Raw genomic sequence first — 19,253 nt, forward strand, 5'->3', positions numbered from 1 at the left:
GTCCCGCTCTCGTGTTCGCGTCAGGAATCCGTGCGAGCCGGTGTCCGTACGGCTATTTCGCCGCTCAATGCGTAGTCGCCGGACAGTTGCAGTCGGTCTCCGCTCCAGAATCGGCCCGGGTCGTACCAGTCGGGGCTGCGGCGCTCGGGCAGCAGCCCCATCGCTTGGTATGTGGCGGCGACGATTTCGGCACAGTACGCGTTCTCCAGCTCGCGGGCGGTCGATCCACTCGTCTTCCTGCGGGGCAGACGCGCACGACCACGGAGCCAGCGCCCCGCCAAGCCCGCGGTGGAGGGGAACGGAGTGCCGTCGAGCCGGGCGATGGCGCGCAGCGCGCCGTCCTCCATGGCGCGGGTGGCGGGAGGGTTCAACTGGCGCAACCATGCCTGCTGACCGTAGCGGTGTGCCCAGACCAGCACGGCATCGCGCAGATTGTGCAACTGGGCGCCACGGTGCGCGGTCCCCGACCACATGTCGGTCAGTGATCGTCCGAGCTCCGCGTGCCAGATCAGCGCGGGCAGGTCGTCGATCACGACGGACATCCCGACATGGTTCACCGGACTGTTCGTCGTCATGCGAATCACCCGGTCGGCTGTGGAATGGCCACGGAAAAGCCAGATGTCACCCGTCCTGGTGACCTCGACCGCTCGGTCGAGATCGATGCCCGTCCCCGTCATGGTCGTAGCCTATGCGGTATGAGGTGGTGGAAGGCAGTGGGATTGGCGGGTGTGGCCGGTGTGGTTGCCACCGGTGTCGTGGTGGTGCGCGCCGAGCGCCGCCGCCGTGCCTACACCCCGGACCAAGTGCGCGAACAACTGCACGCGCGATTGGCCCAGGCGGCGTCGGCCGCGGCGGACGTCGAAACCGCTCGTGCGCGGCCGCAACCCGCGCCGGGTCTCAGCGAGCGCGTCCGGCGATTGTTCCGTCGTTGGTCGGGACGCGGGAAGTAAGCGCGAGCCGAGCGCAGACGGCGGTTCACAAAGTGATAGGCGCCATCGGGGCGAGGCCGAGTTCGGCGAGCGTGGCCGCGCCGCGTGCGCCGTGCTCGCCACCGGCGAGCACCACGGTGCGCGCCGACTGGTAACGGCAACCGGCGGCGTCGAACGCGGCCGCCGTGGCGAGCAGCCGCTGCCGGTCACCGGCGTGCAATGCCGCGGCGCGCTCGACGATGGCACCGGCGATGGGGTTTCCGGCGACGATGGTCCTGGCCTCGGCGAGGCGATCGGCGGCATCGGGGGCCTTGGCGAGCACGGCGGCTTCAGCCCGCAGCGCCACATACCAGTGCAGCCAGATCCAGGTGACCCATCTCCATACCTCGCCGGGATCGGCTGCCATCCGTTCCAACGCCGCGCTCACCTGCCCGCGGTGAAGCATGGCGAGTGCGTCGAAGACCGCGCCATAGCCGTGGATATGCGCTGGTGGCGTGCCGAGTCGGGCTACGACGGCGTCCCATTCGGCCCGAGCGTCATGGTCGCCGCGTAGGTCGTGGATCATCGCCACGCCGGCTACCGCCGGACCGAGGACCGACTTGACGGGGTTGCCGACCCGATGCCACGACTCGAGGAATCGGACGCTGTTGGTGCGTACCTCCTCGACATTGCCCGCCAACGCGTCGGTCACCAGCAGCCAGCTCGTCGCGCGATGTCCGACCTCGGCGAGCAGCGGATGATCCGCGAGCTGCTGGGCCCACCGGCGGGCGCCCAGCAGATCACCCGCGCCGAGTTCGGCCTCGGCGGCCTCGCCGAGCGCGTCGATCAGCTCATGGGTACCGGCTGGGGTATGCGGAGCGGAGTTCAACAACACCATTCGGCTACGCGCGACGGCCGCTGCGGCGAAGGTGTCACCGGCCATGCTGTGCGCCCCGGCGAGTGTGTCGAGCGCAGCGGACTCCGCGAGCGGATCAGCCGTGTGCCTGGCGAGTTCGACGGCACGTTCGGCGCGCGCGACGGTCTCGGACACAAGGTCGGATGAGTGCAGGCCGGTGAGGGCATCGGTGAGCGCTCGTCCGGCTTCGGCCAGCGCCACGGCGGCCTGGGCGGCCGGGTCGACACCGGCGAGCTGCCGCGCCTCGGTGATGAGCGCGATGGCTTCCTCCGGTGCCAGGGGCCGGACGAACTTACTCGCGAACCGGTAGCCGTTGGCAGCGGCGGTCGCCAGGTCGCGGGCGGCGCCGGCGGAGTCGCCGGACCTGAGGGCCGCCTCCGCGGCCGCGCGGTGCAGGCGGTGCATATCGTCGCCCCGCATCTGACATCCGGCCGCGGCAGCGGCATGGCGCAGCATCGAGGCGGCGGCGGACGGGTCGTCGGCGAGCGCGGCCGCCTGCTCGTAGCGCATCTGGGACTCGCCGATCAGATTGCGGGTGAAGCACAGTCGCGCCAGATGCTGGGCGAAGCGGAAGGTATCCGCGCGGTGCTCCGGCCGATCGTTCGCCCACGTCATCGCGGCGCGGAAGTCGTCGGCCACCGCGTCGAATCGTGCCCGCCAGTCCGCTTTCACCACGGTCAGCTCGGCGGCCTCGGCCAGGCACCAGCGGAGGTGCCCCGCACGGGTGCCTGCCAGTTCACCGGCCTGCGTGAGCTGCTCCGTCCCGTACTGGCGGATGGTTTCCAGCGCCCGGTATCCGGTCCCACTCGGGTATGCCGTCACCGCGAGCAGGCTCTGCTCGGCGAGTCGGGCCAATCCGTCTGCGACAACGGCTTTCTCGGACGCCGCTACCTGCGCCGCCGCCTCGACGGTGAACGCACCCATGAAGACCGACACCCGGCGCAGGAGCACTCGATCGTCCGGCTCCAGCAAGGCGTGGCTCCAGTCCAGCGCTGCCCGCACCGACCGGTGCCGGTCCTCGGCGCGCGGTCCCCCGGCGAGCATCCTGAGCTGGTCCGACAGTCCGGCTTCGAGACCATCCAGCCCGAGCGTCGTCCAGCGTGCGGCAGCCAACTCGATCGCCAGCGCCACACCATCGAGTCGCTCGCAGAAGGCGGCGACCTGGTCGCGAAGGGCGTGATTCGGCGGCCAGCCGCCGGCCGCCGCGCGGTCCATGAACAGCCGGACCGCATCCGAGTCGCCATCGCCGGCCAAGGACATCGGCGCGACCGTGTACACCCGCTCGAACGGCACCATCAGCCGGGCCCGGCTGGTCGCCAGCACCGTCAATCGCGGACATGTCGCGAGCAGTCGTTCGATGAACGGCGCCACCCCGTCGCGCACATGCTCGCAGTTGTCCAGCACCAGTAAGGCGTGCCGGTCGGCCAGCGCGGTGAGCACAGACTCGTCCATGCCACGGCCGGGCTGCTCGCCGAGGCCGAGCGCGAGGGCGACCGTACCGGCGATCACGCCGGTGTCCGCGCTGGTGACCGGCACCAGGTCGACGAACCACACCCCGTCGGTGTACGCAGCGGCCATCTCCGCCGCGACGGCCAGCGCAAGCCGGGTCTTGCCCACTCCGCCGGGACCGACCGCGGTCACCTGCCGGTATTCGCCGATCATCGCGGTCAGTTCCGCGCGCTCCCGGCCGCGGCCGATGAAGGAAGTCAGCGGCCTCGGGAGGACCGGCGCCGGGTGCGGCCGGTCGTCGCGTACCGAAGCGGACGCGCGCTGGGCCAGTGCCCGCCGATCGGGCACCTCCAGTTTGCGCAGCAGTGAGGAGACGTGGCTTTCCACGGTGCGCACGGAGATGAACAGCTTCGCCCCGATCTCGGCGTTACTGAGATGTTCCCCCACCAGCGCCAGCACCTCGGCTTCCCGAGCCGAGATCTCCACCGTCGCCACCATGGCACCGATTCTGCCGTATCCCTTCGCCCTCATACTTCTCGGTCTGTTCCCGGTTGCGGGTTGCTGCCGTAGTCGATCGGTGGCCCGATCAGTGGACGGTTCCGTGGTCGCCACGGATGTGGGTCGGAGTCGCCGGGAGAGATGCTGTGAGCACGCCCGGTTCGCCCGACAGAACGGCACACCGGGACAAAGTGACCGACGAGTTCAGGAGTGATCATGACCAGCTCTCCCACCCAGGGAATCAAGACCGTGCTGCATCCCGTGTCCGACCTGGCGGCAGCCAAGGCGCTGTTCACCGCTTTGCTCGGCACGCCGCCGCAGACCGACTCGCCTTACTACGTCGGCTTCGAGGCCGAGGGCCAGCACATCGGGCTGGTGCCGAATGGCGGTCCGCAGGGAATGACCGCACCGGTGGCCTACTGGCACGTGCCGGACATCGAGGCGAAGCTGGCGGAAGTGACCGCCGCGGGCGCCACTGTGGCGGAGTCCGCCCACGATGTCGGCGGCGGCCGCCTGGTGGCCACCGTCACCGACGTCGACGGCCACGTCCTCGGGCTGATCCAAGACCGATGAGCGCCCGAACCACCATCGAAATCACCCCTGTCCGAGACGAAGGAGACACACTCATGACCGCGCAGAAGTCCGCCACCCGCACCAACGCCAAGACCAAGACCGCGGTGGGATTCACCGACGAGGAACGCGCCGCGATGAAGGAGCACGCCCAAGAGTTGAAGACGGCCGCGCGCCGCGGCTCGCGCGCGACGAAGGCGGACGGAGAGAAGGACGTGCTCGAGAAGATCGCCGGAATGGCCGAATCCGATCGCGTCATGGCCGAGCGGGTGCACGCCGTCGTCCGAGCCAGCGCTCCGGATCTGTCGCCGAAGCTGTGGTACGGCATGCCCGCCTACGCCAAGGACGGCAAGGTCGTGTGCTTCTTCCAGAGCGCGGAAAAATTCAAATCGCGCTACGCGACTCTCGGTTTCAGCGATATCGCCACCCTCGACGACGGCGCTATGTGGCCGACGTACTTCGCGCTGACGAAGGTGTCCGCCGCCGAGGAGGCGAGGATCGGGGAACTGGTGCGCAAGGCGGTGGGCTGAGCGCCGAAGCGTCAGGTCACGATGCGGAGTGGATGTTCCAGCAGGTCCTTCAGTTGTTGCAGGAACTGTGCGGCCACGGCTCCGTCGATGGCGCGGTGGTCGGCGGACATGGTGACCCGCAGAATCTTGCGGGTCACCACTTCACCGTCGTCCAGACGCAGTTCGTCCGTGGCCGCGCCGACGGCCAGGATGGCGGCCTCCGGTGGGTTGATGACGGCGGTGAAGTGCTCGATGCCGAACATACCGAGGTTGGAGATGGTGAAAGTGCCGCCGCTCATCTCGTCGGTGCGCAGCTTGCGTTCGCGGGCGCGTTCGGCTTTGTCCCTACTCTCGGCGGCTATCTCGGACACGCTCTTGCGATCGGCGTCGCGCAGCACAGGAACGAGAAGGCCCGCGGGCGTCGCTACCGCCATACCGAGGTTGATGCCACGGTGCCGCAACAATTTGTCGCCCGCGAGGGAGACATTGACCGAGGGGTTTTTCCGCAGCGTCACGGCGACGGCCTTGAGCAGCAGATCGTTGACGCTGACCTTCACACCTGTCTGCGCCAGCGTGGCGTTGACCTGTGCGCGGAAGTCGAAGAGGTCGGTCACATCGACCGCGTTGGTCAGATAGATGTGCGGAGCTTGTTGTTTGCTCTCGGTGAGCCGCGTGGCCGAGACACGCTGGATGGTGGTCAGCGGAATTTCCTCGTAGTCGCCTGCGGCCGGAGCGGGAAGCTCGCTCAGGGGAGCGGGGACGACCTTCCGCGGCGGATCGAGTTCGGCTGCACGATGGGCGGATTCGACATCCTGCCGGATGATGCGCCCACCGGGACCGGTGCCGACGACGGTGGTGATGTCGACGCCGAGTTCGTCGGCGATCTTGCGCGCCAGCGGCGACGTCTTCTTTCGCTGCACCGTTGCGCGGGAGTCGACGGTGGGTTCGGTCACTGTGACAGCCGGAACCGGGCGAGTGTCCGGCTCCGCACCGTGTCCGGCGGCAGCTTGCTCCTCGGCGGGGGCGGGCGTACCCCCGTTCGGGCCGCTCGCGGTAGTTCCGCTGCCGTCGCCGATGACGCCGATGGGTGTTCCGATCGGCACCCGCGCGCCCTCACCGGCGAGGATCTGCTCGAGCACGCCGCTGTCGTACGCCTCGAGCTCCATGAGAGCTTTGTCGGTTTCGATCTCGGCGAGGATTTCGCCTTGTTCGACCGGATCGCCCACCTGCTTGAGCCAGGAGACGACGACGCCTTCCTCCATGGTGTCGGAGAGGCGGGGCATGGTGATTTCGGGCATGAATGTCCTCTGGTCTTTCAGCGTCGCTTGCCCACTGCCGCAAGGGTTTCCACTGCGGCGGTGTACAGCGAATCGGCCGACGGCAGGGCGAGTCGTTCGAGCGGCTTGGCATAGGGCAGCGGCACCTCGGCCATGGCCACCCGGCGGACCGGGGCGTCGAGGTAGTCGAAAGCGCCGTCGGAGATGGAGGCCGCGACCTCTGCGCCGATGCCGTAGGTGAGCCAGTCGTCTTCGCCGATGACGGCGCAGCCGGTCTTACGGACGGACTCGATCAGGGTGGCGCGGTCCAGCGGACGAAGGCTGCGCAGGTCGATGACCTCTGCCGAGAAACCGTCGGCGGCGAGTCGTTCGGCGACCTCGGAGCAGATCGTCGCCATTCGCGAGTACCCGATCAGCGTGATGTCGGAGCCGGTTCTCGTGACCGCGGCCTTGCCGATCTGGGCGCTCGGAAGATCTTCCGGCACTTCGCCTTTGGTGTTGTACAGCGACAGGTTCTCCAGGAACAACACTGGATCGTCGTCTTCGATGGCGGCTTTCAGCAGCGCACGCGCGTCGGCCGGAGTGCTCGGCGCGACCACCTTCAAGCCCGGCACGAAGGCGTAGTACAACTCCACGTTCTGCGAATGCGTCGCGCCCAGTTGCTGCCCGCCGCCGCCCGGGGTGCGGATGACCATGGGCACGCTGGTCTGGCCGCCGAACATGCCGTAGATCTTCGCGGCGTGGTTGACGATCTGATCCAGCGCCAGCAGTGAGAAATTGATCGTCATGATCTCGACGACCGGGCGCAGTCCGAGCATGGCGGCGCCGATGGCGGCGCCGACGAAACCCTCCTCGGCGATGGGAGTGTCGCGCACCCGCCTCTCACCGAATTCGGCCAGCAGTCCCGCGGTGATCTTGTAGGAGCCTTCGAAGATGCCGATCTCCTCCCCGATGAGGAAGACATCGTCGTCGCGCCGCATCTCCTCGCGGAGGGTCTCGCGCAGCGCTTCACGATAGGTCATGACAGCCACGGTGATGTCCTTAATGGGTGAAGAGCGGATCGGCGGGCAGGCGACGCGAATCGCCCGCCACGGGCGTCGCGTAGTTGTAGTCGAACAGGCTCGACGGCTCCGGATGGGGGCTTGTGTCGGCGAATTCGACCGCCGCGGCGACCGCGGCCGTCACCTCCGCTTCGAGCGCGGCCACGGACCGATCGTCCAGCACACCGGCGGCGAGCAGCGCGTCGCGCCAGCGCACGATGGGATCGTTGCCGCGGGCGATCGAGACCGCCTCTTCGGTACGGTATTTCGCCGGGTCGACCACGGAGTGGCCTTTGAGGCGGTGACTGACCGCCTCGAGCAGCGCGGGTTTCTTCTCGCGCCGAGCGGTTTCGATCAACTCACCGGCCACATCGCGGACGGCGAGCACATCGGTGCCGTCGACACGCTCCCCGCGCATGCGGTAGGCGGCGGCGCGCTTCCACAGATCCGGCTCGGCGGAGGAGCGCTCGACCGTGGTGCCCATGCCGGTCTGGTTGTTGATCACCAGGAACACCACCGGCAGGTTCCACAGGGCCGCGATGTTGAGCGACTCGTGGAACGCACCGATGTTCGTCGTGCCCTCACCCATCTGGCACACCACCACGTCGTCCTCGCCGCGGTAGTCGATGGCCAGCGCCGCGCCGACGGCCAGCGGAACCTGGCCGCCGACGATGGCGTAACCGCCCAGCATGCGAGTCGCGGTGTCGTACATGTGCATGGAACCGCCCCAGCCCTTGGAGGTGCCGGTGGAGCGGCCGTACAGTTCCGCCATGACGCGGCCGGGCTCGATGCCTTTGGCCAGCGCGTATCCGTGCTCGCGGTAGTTGGTGAACAGATAGTCGGTCGGGCGCATGGCCGCGCCGAGACCGATCACGGTGGCTTCCTCGCCCAGGTTGAGATGGCAGTAGCCGCCGATCTTCGCCTGCTGATAGCTTTGGGCGGTGCGCTCCTCGAACCGGCGCACGAACAGCATGTCGCGGTACAGGCCGCGCAGGCTGTCGGGATCCTCCGCGGCGATGCGCGCGTCGGCCGGAACGGAGTCGTCCTGCGTCCGTGCGGGTTCGGCAGCGTCGCTCTTGCGCTCCTCGGCGACCGGCGCGGAGGTGTGTGCGGCCGTCGACCGAGCCGTCTTGCGACTCGGTTTGCGGGATGCGGTGCTGGTGGTCACGGCAGGCTCCTCAACGCTTCCGGGGCGGGATGTGCACGGGCAGTCCGAGTCCGGCCATGGCCGCCTCCATGCCGATCTCGCCGAGAGTGGGGTGGGCGTGGATGGTGTCGGCGAGTTCGTCGAGGGTCGCCTCCAGCGCAATGGCCAAGGCGCCCTCGGCGATCAGGTCGCTGGCCGACGGGCCGATGATGTGCACCCCGAGCACTTCTCGATGACGCTGTCCGGCAACGATTTTGACGAAGCCCTCGGTTTCGCCGAAGGTCTTCGCCCGGCCGAGTGCCGCGAAGGGGAATCGGGCGGTGACGACCTCGTGCCCGGCGGCGCGGGCCTTCGCCTCGGTGAGCCCGACGCTCGCGATCTCCGGGTGGGTGAAGGTGGCGGCCGGGATCGCGGTGTAGTCGATGTGCGCCGGATGGCCGGCGATCACGTCCGCGGCGGTGATGCCCTGATGCGAGGCGACGTGTGCGAGCAGGGCACGCCCGGTGACGTCACCGATGGCGTAGACGTGTTCGACGCCGGTGCTCAGCCGTTCGTCGACGGGGATGAATCCCCGCGGGTCGGTGTCGATTCCCGCGCGGTCCAGGCCGAGGTCGGCGGTGTTGGGACGGCGTCCGACGCCGACAAGTACCACGTCCGCGTCGAGTTCACCGGCGTGCTCGCCCGCGACGGTGACGCGCAGGGCATCGGTTCGCGCGATGGCTTCGACGGTCGAGCCGGTGAGCACGGTGATGCCGCGCTTGGTGAACGACCGTCCCAGGGCGGCGCCGACGTCGGCGTCCTCCAGCGGCACCAGGGTGTCCTGTAGCTCGACGACGGTGACCCGGCTGCCGAAACTCGCGAACAGGCTGGCCCATTCCGCGCCGACCGCGCTGCCGCCGATGACGACGAGGCGTTCGGGCACCTCGGTCAGCCCGAACGCGCCGTCGGAGGTGATGACGCCCGGCAGATCCGCGCCCGGAATCGGCAGCCGAGCGGGCACCGATCCGGTCGCGATGATCACGTCGCTCGCGCTGATCGTCCGGGTGGCGGTGGCTGTCGGAGCGGCGGCGTAGCGGGGGCCGCCGGGGAAGATCGGCGATTGTCCCGCCTCGAATACCTCGACGCTGGTCGGACCGGTGAAGCGGGCGTGTCCCTCGATCACCGTCACGCCGTTCGCGGCGAGCAGGCTCGCCACACCGTCGGTGAGTTGCTTGACGATGCCGTCCTTGCGCTGCCGCACCGCGGCGAAGTCATAGCGCACGTTGTCGGCGTATACGCCGAAATCAGCTGCGGCGGTGACGGTTTGGAAGATCTCGGCGGACCGCAGCATCGCCTTGGTCGGAATGCAGCCCCAATTGAGGCAGACGCCGCCCGGGCGCTCCTTCTCCACCAAGCCGACCCGCAGGCCGCGCTGGGCCGCGCGGATGGCGGCGACGTACCCGCCCGGGCCGCCGCCGACCACCAGTAGATCGAAATCCGGCACTCGTGGTGCTCCTCGTCCTCGATGATCCGATCCGCCTCCGGTTGTGGGGCGAATCATCGCTATCGAGTGTTGCCGTAGCGAACTGCACAGACAATTGCCACGAAGCCCAGTAGTGCAATCGTCGGATTGGGCGCAGCGCCCAATCCGATGAGGTCGGATCAGGCTCTCTCCGCCGTCCGGTCGAGGTCGAGGGCGGCCAGGGCCAGCGACAGTTCCACATAGCTGCGCTGGCCTTCGAGCGGGCGGCCGAGCAAGGTCGAGACGCGATGGAGGCGGTTGATCACGGTATTGCGGTGGCAGTGCAGCCGTATCGCCGCATGGGCCGCCGAGCAGTCGTGCGCCAACCATGCCGCGAGCGTGTCGAGCAAGGTCGTGCGCTCGGCGGCGGGCAGCGCGAGTACCGGACCGAGGGTGTGGGCGACCAGCATGTCGGTCACGTCGGTCGAGCGCAGCAACAGCGCATGTTGGAAGCGTTGGTGCAGCGGCACGAGTCCCGTCGCGTCCTCGGGCAAGGTTTGCAGGGTGAGCAGTGCCCAGCCGTGTGCGGTGCCGACCTGCGCCAGGCCGCCGACGGTCGGCGAGGCGCCTGCTCGTCCGCGAACGTGCGGTTCGATCCGTCGCAACACCGAGGCGACGTCGTGGCGCTCGACCGCTATCAGCCCGACCGTCGAGTCGACGCGATCGTGCCACACCGAACGAATGCCGACCGCGGCCAAGGCCGCCTCGGTGCCGGTGTGCATCGCCTCGCCCGCATCGCAGGCGACGACGACGAGATAGTCGCTACCGGCCGGAAGGTTCAACTCACGCGCGGCGCGCGCGGCGAAGGTGGTGTCGTTGCCCCGGCCGGCGAGCAGGTCCTCGATCAGGGCGTGCCGACGGCGTTCGTCGCTGCGCAACTGCTCCAATTCGGTATTCCGGTAGGACGTGACCAGCGACGTGGACAGCCCGTCGATCACGGCCCACAACGCGGTGCCCGCCGCGCGGATCTCGCCGGGAGCGAGATCGTCCGCTCGGTCGAGCAGGACCTCCCAGACGATCCGGCCGCCGAGCCGGAACGTGCGCAACATGGCTTCCAGCGGCACGCCCTGCTCGGCACGGCGGCGGCCGATGGACGCGGCGACATCGTCGTCGAACGCGGTCGTCGGAGCGCCCAACCGGTCGAGGATGCGGGTTACGTACCGGCGGCAGCCGTCGACCAGATCCGCGCGGGGTACCCGCGAATAATCGGTCCATTCGGGGTTTTCGGTGAAGATCTCCGAGATCAGCCGATCGGTCAGCGCGGGGATCTCCGCACGGCAGGCGGCCACCAATTCCTGCGTGCACGCGTCCGGATGCGCCTTCTTCGATATCGACATGTCGCTCGGGTTCCTTGTCGTCTGCCATGCGCCACGACTGCGCGAGCGGTGGCCTACCACGACCGTATAGCCGTCGGATTGCCGCATCGACAGGGACGCTCCACTCCGACGGGCAGGTGACATCGCCGCACCGCGGCGCAGTCCGGCTTGTGAAGACATCGACAACGCCCTGCCGTCACGAGAAGCCGCCGGGCGCGGGCGAACGAGAGTACTCGAAGTAGCGGATCTGACCGACTATCTTTACCGTGAATGCGGCAATAAACTGTCGCTTGTGTCGAATCTACGGATCAGTGAGGCCGCCGCGTTGCTGGGTGTCAGCGACGACACGGTGCGTCGATGGATCGATCAGGGCCGTCTGACCGCGATTCAGCTGGACAACGGCCGCAAGGGTGTCAGCGGCCGCGAGCTCGCCGAGTTCCTGCGCGCCACTGCCGAGGCGCCCGCACCCGGTGCGACGGTCGCGGCGTCGGCCCGCAACCGGATGCGCGGGATCGTGACCCGGGTGGTCAAGGACACGGTGATGGCGCAGGTGGAGATGCAGGCCGGACCGTTCCGGCTGGTGTCGTTGCTGAGCCGGGAATCGGTGGACGAGCTCGGTCTGGAAGTCGGCAGCGTCGCTGTCGCATCGGTGAAGTCCACGCACGTCGTCGTGGAGATACCGGAGAGTTGACGAGGATGAGGATGATTCGCAAGTGGGGTGTCGCCACCGCGACGGTGGTGGCTGTGGTGACCGCGGCCGGCTGTGGTTCGGACGATATGACCGAACACACCGGCGCCGAGCATGTCTCGGGCACGGTGACCGTGTTCGCCGCCGCCTCGCTGATCGAGACGTTCACCGAACTCGGCAAACAGTTCGAGGCCGCGCACCCGGGCGTGAAGGTGATCTACAGCTTCGGCGCGAGTTCGGCGCTCGCCGAACAGATCGATCAAGGCGCACCGGCCGACGTGTTCGCCTCGGCGGCGCCGAAGAACATGCAGCAGCTCCGCGACAAGGGCGAAGTCACCGCCGCGCCGGTCACCTTCGTGCGCAACAGGCTCGAGATCGCGGTGCCCAAGGGCAATCCGGGACACGTCACCGGGTTGGCCGATTTCGGCAGGACCGCGCCCAAGCTCGCGCTGTGCGCGGAGCAGGTGCCTTGCGGCGCGGCGGCCAAGACGGTGTTCGAGACGGCGAACATCATCCCGCAACCCGATACCCGCGAGCAGGACGTGAAGGCGGTGCTGACCAAGGTGACGCTCGGCGAGGTCGACGCGGCGCTGGTATACCGCACCGACGTGAAGGCGGCGGGCGACAAGGTCGAGGGCATCGATTTCCCGGAGTCCGGCAAGGCGATCAACGACTACCCGGTAGCGCCGCTGGCGCACGCGCCGAACGCGGCCGCCGCGGCGGCGTTCGTCGACTTCGTGACCTCGGACAAGGCCGAGACGGTCTTCGCCGCGGCGGGATTCGACACGCCGTGATCGCGCCCTCGCGGCGGCGGGCGGTGCTCGGGCGGCGACCGGTCGCGCTGATGCTGCCCGCAGGCTGCGGGCTGGCGTTCCTCGTCCTACCGCTCATCGGGTTGCTGGCGCGAGCGCCGTGGGCGACCATGCCGGATCGGCTGTTCAGCGTCGAAGTCGGCCAGGCACTGCGGCTTTCGCTGGTGTGCGCGACCGCGGCCACGGCGATCTGCTTGGTCCTCGGCATCCCGCTGGCCTGGGTGCTGGCGCGCGCCGAACTGCCGGGGCGCGGGCTGATCCGGGCCTTGGTCACCGTGCCGCTCGTGCTGCCGCCGGTGGTCGGCGGTGTCGCACTGCTGCTGGTGCTGGGACGGCGCGGGCTGATCGGGCGGTATCTCTACGAATGGTTCGGTGTCGCACTGCCGTTCACCACCGCCGGGGTGATCGTGGCCGAGGCATTCGTGGCCATGCCTTTCCTGGTGATCTCCGTCGAAGGAGCGCTGCGGGCGGCCGATCCTCGCTTCGAGGAGGCGGCCGCCACGCTCGGCGCCACCCGCTGGTACACCTTCCGCCGGGTGACCCTGCCGTCGGTGTTGCCCGGAGTGGTCGCGGGCGCGGTGCTGTGCTGGGCCCGTGCGCTCGGTGAGTTCGGCGCCACCATCACCTTCGCCGGTAACTTCCCTGGCCGCACCACCACTATGCCGCTGGCGGTCTATCTCGCGCTGGAGACCGATCCGGACGCCGCGATCGTGCTCAGCCTTGTTCTGCTGGCCGTCTCGGTCACCGTGTTGGTCGCGTTGCGCGAACGGTGGATCCGGGGAGCGATATGAGCTTGGAGGCCGACCTGCGGATCGACCGAGGGCATTTCGCGCTCGAACTGCCTCTCGCCGCCGCACCGGGCGAGGTGACCGCTCTGCTGGGACCGAACGGGGCGGGCAAGACCACTGCCCTGCGAGCCCTGTCGGGGCTGATCGCGCTGACCGGCGGGCACATCCGGCTGGACGGAACCACCTGGGACGCGCCACCGTCGGCGTTCGTGCCCGCCGAACGCCGACAGGTAGGCGTCGTGTTCCAGGACTACCTGTTGTTCGGGCATTTGTCGGCACTGGAGAACGTCGCATTCGGGCTGCGCGCCCGCGGATGTCGGCGTGCCGTCGCGCGGGAGCGGGCCACCGAATGGCTCGCGCGGGTCGGACTGGCCGATTACGCACTTCGCAAACCCCGGGCACTGTCCGGAGGACAGGCGCAACGGGTCGCCTTGGCCCGCGCGCTGGCCACCGAGCCGCAGCTGTTGCTGCTCGACGAGCCACTCGCGGCACTCGACGCCGGCACCAGGGTCCAAGTGCGCTCGGACCTCGCCCACCATCTGCGCGACTACCCCGGCCACACCGTTCTGGTGACCCACGACCCCCTCGACGCCATGGTCCTCGCCGACCGGCTGATCATCCTCGAAGACGGCAAGATCGTCCAGCAAGGACCGCCCGCGCAGGTCGCGGCGAGACCACGCTCGGACTACGTGGCGACTTTGATGGGCCTCAACCTCTACCGCGGCACGGCTCGCGGCACGACTGTCGACCTGGACGGTGGCGGCAGCCTCACCATCGCCGAACCCGCGGAGGGGCGGGTCCATGTGGCCTTCGGCCCGAACGCGGTGGGCCTGCATCCGGAACAACCCGTCGGCAGCCCCCGCAACAGCTGGCCGGTCACGATCACCGGCATCGAGCAACACGCGCACATCACCCGGATTCGTCTCGACGGCGCGCCGCCCGTGCTCGCCGACATCACACCGGCCACCGTCGCCGAGCTGCGACTGCGTCCGGGCCAGCGGCTGTGGGCTGCGGTGAAGGCCACCGAAACTCGTTCCTACCCGGCATGATCCAGTGGCCGCGTCCAGCCGCCGTGTCGTCGGTCGAGCCGCCGAGATGCGCTGCGGCCAATTGCAAGCCGATGGTCTCCGCTGCGGCTGTCCAGTCGGAAGCGAGCTGAGCGACAGGCGCGGGTAGGTCGGGGCGATACGTCGTAGTCGCCTGTTTCAGATTTGCTATGTATAAGCTGTTCACTTTTTCGGTCGGCATGGAGCACACTGTGAGGGTCGCATCTCTCGAATGAGGGATGCGGCGATCGGTTGCGCTGGGCTGAGTTGTCCGTTCGGTCGATGCCACTGGAGGATTGCCATGAACGCGTATCCACCGATCGCGGAGCACGGCATTGTCGGTGATCTACAGACCGTGGCGTTGGTGTCCTCGGTGGGCACCATCAACTGGTGGTGTACTCCGCGATTCGACTCGCCGAGCGTCTTCGCCGCACTGCTCGACAGCGAGCGTGGTGGTAGCTGTCAGTTGTCCGCCGATCTGGCCGAGGCGGAGGTGACGATTCGTCAGCTGTACCTGTCGGACACGGCCGTGCTGGTCACCCGGTTCATGGCCGAGAGCGGGGTCGGCGAAGTCATCGATTTCATGGAGCCGATCCGCGATCGCGCCCCGATCGACCGGCATCGGCTGGTGCGGATTGCGCGGGTGGTGCGGGGCACTCTGCCGTTCGCGCTCAGCTGCCGACCACGGTTCGACTATGCGCGCGCCGCCCACACCCTCACAGTGCACGATCACCGGTCGGTGACCTTTCGCGGGCCGGGCACCGATCTGCGCCTGCAGGCAACCGACCCGGTGGCGTTGCGCGCCGAAGGGGATGATGTGTCCGCGCGCTTCACCCTTTCGGCAGGGGAGACGGCGGTGCTCGTGTTGACGAGCACGGACAGCGGGGGCGCCGCACCGGCGCCCCCGGAGCGGCAGGCTGTGCTCGCGGAGTTGGACGCGTGCCGCGCGTTCTGGCAGACGTGGTTACGATCGTCCACGTATCGGGGTCGCTGGCGGGACATGGTCAATCGTTCGGCGATCACGCTGAAACTGCTGACGTATGCGCCCACCGGGGCGCCGATCGCCGCGGCAACCATGGGGCTGCCCGAGCAGGTGGGCGGCGAACGCAACTGGGATTACCGCTATACCTGGATCCGGGATGCGTCCCTGTCGGTGCGGGCGCTGAACGATTTGGGTTTCGCCGAAGAGGCGTATGCCTTCCGGCGCTGGTTGCGCGAGCGGCTGGAAGCCGGTGACACCACTTCTGGTGAGCCGTTGCAGATCATGTATCGCATCGATGGCGATCCTCGACTGGAAGAGGAGATTCTCTCTCATCTGGAGGGTTACCGCGGATCGGCGCCGGTGCGAGTCGGTAACGCGGCGGCCGATCAGATCCAGCTCGACATCTACGGTGAGGCGGCCGACGCGCTGGCGCAGATGTCCGATATCGGCGGAATCTCGGGCTGGCGGGCGATCGCGAACCTGATCGACTGGCTCACCGAGAACTGGGACCGGCGCGACGAGGGGATTTGGGAAACTCGTGGTGGTCAACAGGAATTCACCTACAGCCGTCTCATGACCTGGGTCGCGTTCGATCGCGGTGTACGGCTGGCGATCGAACACTCTCGGCCCGCGGACGTCGCGCGCTGGACACGGGAACGGGACGCCGTGTTCAACCAGATCATCGAGCGCGGCTGGAGCTCGAAGCGGCAGGCGTTCGTGCAGCACTACGCCACCGAGGTGCTGGATGCGTCGCTGCTGCTCATGCCGCGGATGGGCTTCCTGTCCTCGCAGGATCCGGCGTGGCTGAGCACGCTCGACGCGATGGACGAGGAATTGGTCAGCGACAGCCTGGTCTACCGTTACGACCCCGAAGCCTCCCCGGACGGCTTACGCGGCGTCGAGGGCACGTTCAATCTGTGCAGTTTCCTATATGTGGAGGCGCTGGCCCGTGCTGGGCGATTGACCCAAGCCCGCTACGCGTTCGACAAGATGCTCACCTACGCCAATCACGTCGGTCTCTTCGCCGAGGAGATCGGCCCGTCCGGCGAGCAATTGGGCAACTTCCCACAGGCGTTCACGCACCTGGCCTTGGTCGCCGCGGCGATGGCGCTGGATGAACAGCTCGACCGAGCCGAAGCTCGGCCGGACGGTTCCTGACCCGGGGCGCGCGGATGGCGGAGACGACCGGGTCCAGACCGCGTGGGGTGCTGCTTCCCCTCGCGCTGGCGCAGTTCATCTGTAGCTTCGCCGGTTCGAACATGAACGTGATGATCACCGACATCAGCGCCGACCTGAACACCACCGTGCACGGGGTGCAGGTGACGATCACGATCTTCCTGCTGGTGATGGCCGCGCTGATGATCCCCGGCGGAAAGCTCACCGACCGATACGGTCGCAAGCGATGTTTCGTCGTCGGCTTGGCCGTCTACGGCGTCGGTGCCGTGCTCAGCGCTCTCGCACCGGCGCTCGGTGTGCTGATCCTGGGCAATTCGATCCTCGAAGGTGTCGGCACCGCGCTGCTGATCCCACCGGTCTATATCCTCAGCACCCTGCTGTTCACCGAGACGTCGTCTCGCGCACGGGCCTTCGGCGCCATCATGGCCATGGGCGGCATCGGCGCCGCGGCCGGACCGTTGATCGGCGGACTCATCACCTCCGGGCTGAGCTGGCGCGCCGCCTTCGGCTTCCAGGCTCTCGTCATCGTGGCGATCATCCTGCTCAGCCGCCGCATTACCGACCCGCTGCCCGCGGACCCCACGCGGCCTTTCGATCTCGGGGGCGCGATTCTGTCGGCGGTCGGCCTGATCCTGTTCGTCATGGGCATTCTGGCCGCCGACGACAATTTCTGGTTGATGCTGGCGCTGCTGGCACTCGGTGCGATGTTCCTCGCCTGGTTCTTCGTCTCTTGCCGCAACAAGGAGCGCGCCGGGCATGAGCCGCTGCTGTCGACCGGCTTGTTCCGCAACCGCACGTCCAACCTCGGCCTGGTCACCCAGAACATCCAGTGGTTGCTGTTGATGGGCACCTCGTTCGTCGTCTCGGCGTATCTGCAGGTTGTGCGCGGATACAACGCCATTGAGACCGGCGTCATCTTCACCGCCGCCACCATCGGCCTGCTGGTCTCGTCACTGTCGGCCGGACGACTGGCGCGGCGCCGCGCCGCGCGCACCCTCATCATGGGTGGTTTCCTGGTGACCATCATCGGCGTGGTGGTGCTGCTGGCATTGGCGGGCAGCGCGCTGAACCCGTGGGCGTTCGCCCCCGGACTGTTGTTGATCGGGCTCGGCCTCGGCGTGATGCTCACCCCGTCGGTCAACGTGGTGCAATCCAGCTTCGGTGAGGAACTGCAGGGCGAGATCTCGGGGTTGTCGCGCAGCGTGTCCAACCTCGGTTCCTCGCTCGGTACCGCGGTGGCCGGGACGATCCTGGTCGCCGATCCCGGCGGTCACGCCTACGCCGCCGCGATGAGCGTTCTCGCCGCGATCGGCCTCGGCGGACTGCTCGCCGCGGCGCTGCTGCCCCGCCGCACGGTGTCGGCGCCGCCCGTGGCGTCGCGCGACACCTGACCCGCACCGGCACCGCGGCCGCTGCCGGTCACATGCGGCTCGGCTCCCAGGTCGTGACCGCCCAGATCACGACGACGTCCAAGGCGATGACGATGGTCGACCACCACGGGTAGTACGGCAGCCACAGGAAGTTCGCCAGGATCGACAGCGCGGCGAGGAACACCGCTGTGACCCTCGCCCACATAGCGCCGGCGATCAGCCCGACCGCCGCGATCACCACCAAGATGCCGAGAACGAGATGGATCCAGCCCCAGGTGGTGGCACTGAACTGATAGGTGTAATTCGTTCCGGAGACCAGAAGATCATCCTTGGCGATCGCGGAGATCCCCTGGAAGATCGACAGGAGCCCGGCGGCCAACAGCAGGACCGCGGCGCCGATCGAAGTAGTGGCCGCGACCGCCTGCTTGACGGAATGGTCATTAGTTGCTGACATTTGCCGGTCACCTCTCTCATCGGCGATGCACGGAGCGATGCATCGGTCTGACGGGGCGTCTTGCCTGATCCGCATGGGACGTACCGAAAACCTGGAACAACAGAGCCCGCATACGTCGCCGCGCGCCGGTGTTCAGCATAATCTCCAGCGATCTTCTGGCTACTATTTAGTAGGCCTTGCCGCGGGCTCGGCACGACTCGGAAAGACGGATGGCCCGGCGACGAACTCGGTGAGAGGTCGATGGAAGCCAGCAGACATGCACTCCTACACGGACCGCTGTTCTCCCGGAGCGCTCCACTGGACCGCCGCAATGCGGCCAGCCGGATCAGCGCCTACGTCTACGGGAACGTGCTGATACTCGCGGCGCTGATACCGGTGACGACCTCCGCCGAACACGTCGGCATCTTGATCGTCCTCGGAACGGCTTTCTCGACGTTCATCGCACACTCTTTCGCCGAAGGGGTCGGCCAGAGCGTCCAGCAGAACCGTCCGATCTCCGCTCGGGAGCGCTGGATGGACATGCGGGACTCCGTGCCGATCCTCAGCTCGGCGGTGCTACCTTGCGTGATCCTCGGCATCGCCGGTCTCGGATGGCTCGCACCGCGCACTGCGCAGCTGCTCGCGGAGGTGGTCATGCTGATCCGGATCGGCGGAATCGTGTTCGTCATCGAGCGGCTCAACGGTGCGCGTCCCCGACGTTCGACCTTGCTCGAGGCCCTGCTGCTGGCGGTTGCGGCCACCACCGTCGTGGTGGTCAAGGTGATCATGACCCACTGATCGCGCGGATGCTGTGGCCGAACCACGCC

The 19,253-nt window shown here is 68.0% G+C and carries 18 protein-coding genes; 10 read left to right on the plus strand and 8 right to left on the minus strand.

What is annotated here, in order from left to right:
- Window positions 1-20: 20 nt before the first annotated feature.
- Window positions 21-677 carry a hypothetical protein gene (locus tag ACL03I_RS08060; protein WP_355073917.1) on the minus strand — a complete coding sequence of 219 codons (657 nt, stop codon included), beginning with the start codon at window positions 675-677 and terminating at the stop codon, window positions 21-23.
- Between the two features lie 18 nt (window positions 678-695).
- Between ACL03I_RS08060 and ACL03I_RS08065 the strand changes: the two genes are divergently transcribed.
- Complete coding sequence (locus ACL03I_RS08065; RefSeq protein ID WP_412805537.1) at window positions 696-950, plus strand: hypothetical protein; 255 nt, start codon at window positions 696-698, stop codon at window positions 948-950.
- A 25-nt stretch (window positions 951-975) separates the two neighbouring features.
- On the opposite strand, the gene ACL03I_RS08070 is transcribed toward ACL03I_RS08065, so the two are convergent.
- Entirely contained in the window at window positions 976-3,771 is a 2,796-nt protein-coding gene (locus tag ACL03I_RS08070; protein ID WP_412805538.1) for an ATP-binding protein, read from the minus strand.
- A 216-nt stretch (window positions 3,772-3,987) separates the two neighbouring features.
- On the opposite strand from ACL03I_RS08070, the gene ACL03I_RS08075 reads away from it, so the two are divergent.
- Complete coding sequence (locus ACL03I_RS08075) at window positions 3,988-4,344, plus strand: VOC family protein (RefSeq protein WP_355073912.1); 357 nt, start codon at window positions 3,988-3,990, stop codon at window positions 4,342-4,344.
- Window positions 4,345-4,397: 53 nt separating this feature from the next.
- The gene (locus tag ACL03I_RS08080; protein WP_364426274.1) at window positions 4,398-4,871 is read left to right on the plus strand and encodes an iron chaperone; all 474 of its coding nucleotides are present in this window, start codon (window positions 4,398-4,400) and stop codon (window positions 4,869-4,871) included.
- 11 nt (window positions 4,872-4,882) lie between these two features.
- Here ACL03I_RS08080 and ACL03I_RS08085 read toward each other — a convergent pair whose 3' ends face one another.
- From ACL03I_RS08085 to ACL03I_RS08105, 5 genes are all read right to left on the minus strand, one after another.
- A complete protein-coding gene (locus ACL03I_RS08085) occupies window positions 4,883-6,148 on the minus strand; it encodes a dihydrolipoamide acetyltransferase family protein (RefSeq protein WP_412805539.1) in 1,266 nt (421 codons plus the stop codon).
- A gap of 17 nt (window positions 6,149-6,165) precedes the next feature.
- On the minus strand, window positions 6,166-7,149 hold the full coding sequence (locus tag ACL03I_RS08090; RefSeq protein ID WP_412805540.1) for an alpha-ketoacid dehydrogenase subunit beta: 984 nt from the start codon (window positions 7,147-7,149) through the stop codon (window positions 6,166-6,168).
- A gap of 19 nt (window positions 7,150-7,168) precedes the next feature.
- On the minus strand, window positions 7,169-8,335 hold the full coding sequence (pdhA, locus tag ACL03I_RS08095) for a pyruvate dehydrogenase (acetyl-transferring) E1 component subunit alpha (RefSeq protein ID WP_412805541.1): 1,167 nt from the start codon (window positions 8,333-8,335) through the stop codon (window positions 7,169-7,171).
- A gap of 10 nt (window positions 8,336-8,345) precedes the next feature.
- Complete coding sequence (lpdA, locus tag ACL03I_RS08100; protein WP_412805542.1) at window positions 8,346-9,797, minus strand: dihydrolipoyl dehydrogenase; 1,452 nt, start codon at window positions 9,795-9,797, stop codon at window positions 8,346-8,348.
- Between the two features lie 158 nt (window positions 9,798-9,955).
- Window positions 9,956-11,152, minus strand: a complete 1,197-nt coding sequence (locus ACL03I_RS08105; protein WP_355073901.1) for a PucR family transcriptional regulator — start codon at window positions 11,150-11,152, stop codon at window positions 9,956-9,958.
- A gap of 271 nt (window positions 11,153-11,423) precedes the next feature.
- On the opposite strand from ACL03I_RS08105, the gene ACL03I_RS08110 reads away from it, so the two are divergent.
- From ACL03I_RS08110 to ACL03I_RS08135, 6 genes are all read left to right on the plus strand, one after another.
- Window positions 11,424-11,822: a TOBE domain-containing protein gene (locus ACL03I_RS08110; RefSeq protein WP_355073899.1), complete on the plus strand. Its 399-nt coding sequence runs from the start codon at window positions 11,424-11,426 to the stop codon at window positions 11,820-11,822.
- A gap of 11 nt (window positions 11,823-11,833) precedes the next feature.
- On the plus strand, window positions 11,834-12,613 hold the full coding sequence (gene modA, locus ACL03I_RS08115; RefSeq protein WP_412805543.1) for a molybdate ABC transporter substrate-binding protein: 780 nt from the start codon (window positions 11,834-11,836) through the stop codon (window positions 12,611-12,613).
- Between the two features lie 50 nt (window positions 12,614-12,663).
- Complete coding sequence (gene modB, locus ACL03I_RS08120) at window positions 12,664-13,422, plus strand: molybdate ABC transporter permease subunit (RefSeq protein WP_355074425.1); 759 nt, start codon at window positions 12,664-12,666, stop codon at window positions 13,420-13,422.
- Window positions 13,419-14,468, plus strand: a complete 1,050-nt coding sequence (locus ACL03I_RS08125) for an ABC transporter ATP-binding protein (RefSeq protein WP_355073895.1) — start codon at window positions 13,419-13,421, stop codon at window positions 14,466-14,468. The genes modB and ACL03I_RS08125 overlap by 4 nt, the downstream gene beginning before the upstream one ends.
- A gap of 229 nt (window positions 14,469-14,697) precedes the next feature.
- Window positions 14,698-16,605 (plus strand): glycoside hydrolase family 15 protein, encoded by a 1,908-nt coding sequence (locus ACL03I_RS08130; RefSeq protein ID WP_355073894.1) that lies wholly within the window; start codon window positions 14,698-14,700, stop codon window positions 16,603-16,605.
- Window positions 16,606-16,619: 14 nt separating this feature from the next.
- Window positions 16,620-18,014, plus strand: coding sequence for an MFS transporter (locus tag ACL03I_RS08135; protein ID WP_412805544.1), 1,395 nt, complete (start codon window positions 16,620-16,622; stop codon window positions 18,012-18,014).
- A 28-nt stretch (window positions 18,015-18,042) separates the two neighbouring features.
- On the opposite strand, the gene ACL03I_RS08140 is transcribed toward ACL03I_RS08135, so the two are convergent.
- Window positions 18,043-18,447: a DUF7144 family membrane protein gene (locus tag ACL03I_RS08140; protein ID WP_412805545.1), complete on the minus strand. Its 405-nt coding sequence runs from the start codon at window positions 18,445-18,447 to the stop codon at window positions 18,043-18,045.
- Window positions 18,448-18,687: 240 nt separating this feature from the next.
- Between ACL03I_RS08140 and ACL03I_RS08145 the strand changes: the two genes are divergently transcribed.
- Window positions 18,688-19,224 carry a hypothetical protein gene (locus ACL03I_RS08145; RefSeq protein WP_412805546.1) on the plus strand — a complete coding sequence of 179 codons (537 nt, stop codon included), beginning with the start codon at window positions 18,688-18,690 and terminating at the stop codon, window positions 19,222-19,224.
- The last annotated feature ends 29 nt before the right edge of the window (window positions 19,225-19,253 follow it).

The sequence above is a fragment of the Nocardia sichangensis genome, from assembly GCF_047200615.1.
Classification (GTDB): Bacteria; Actinomycetota; Actinomycetes; order Mycobacteriales; family Mycobacteriaceae; genus Nocardia; species Nocardia sichangensis.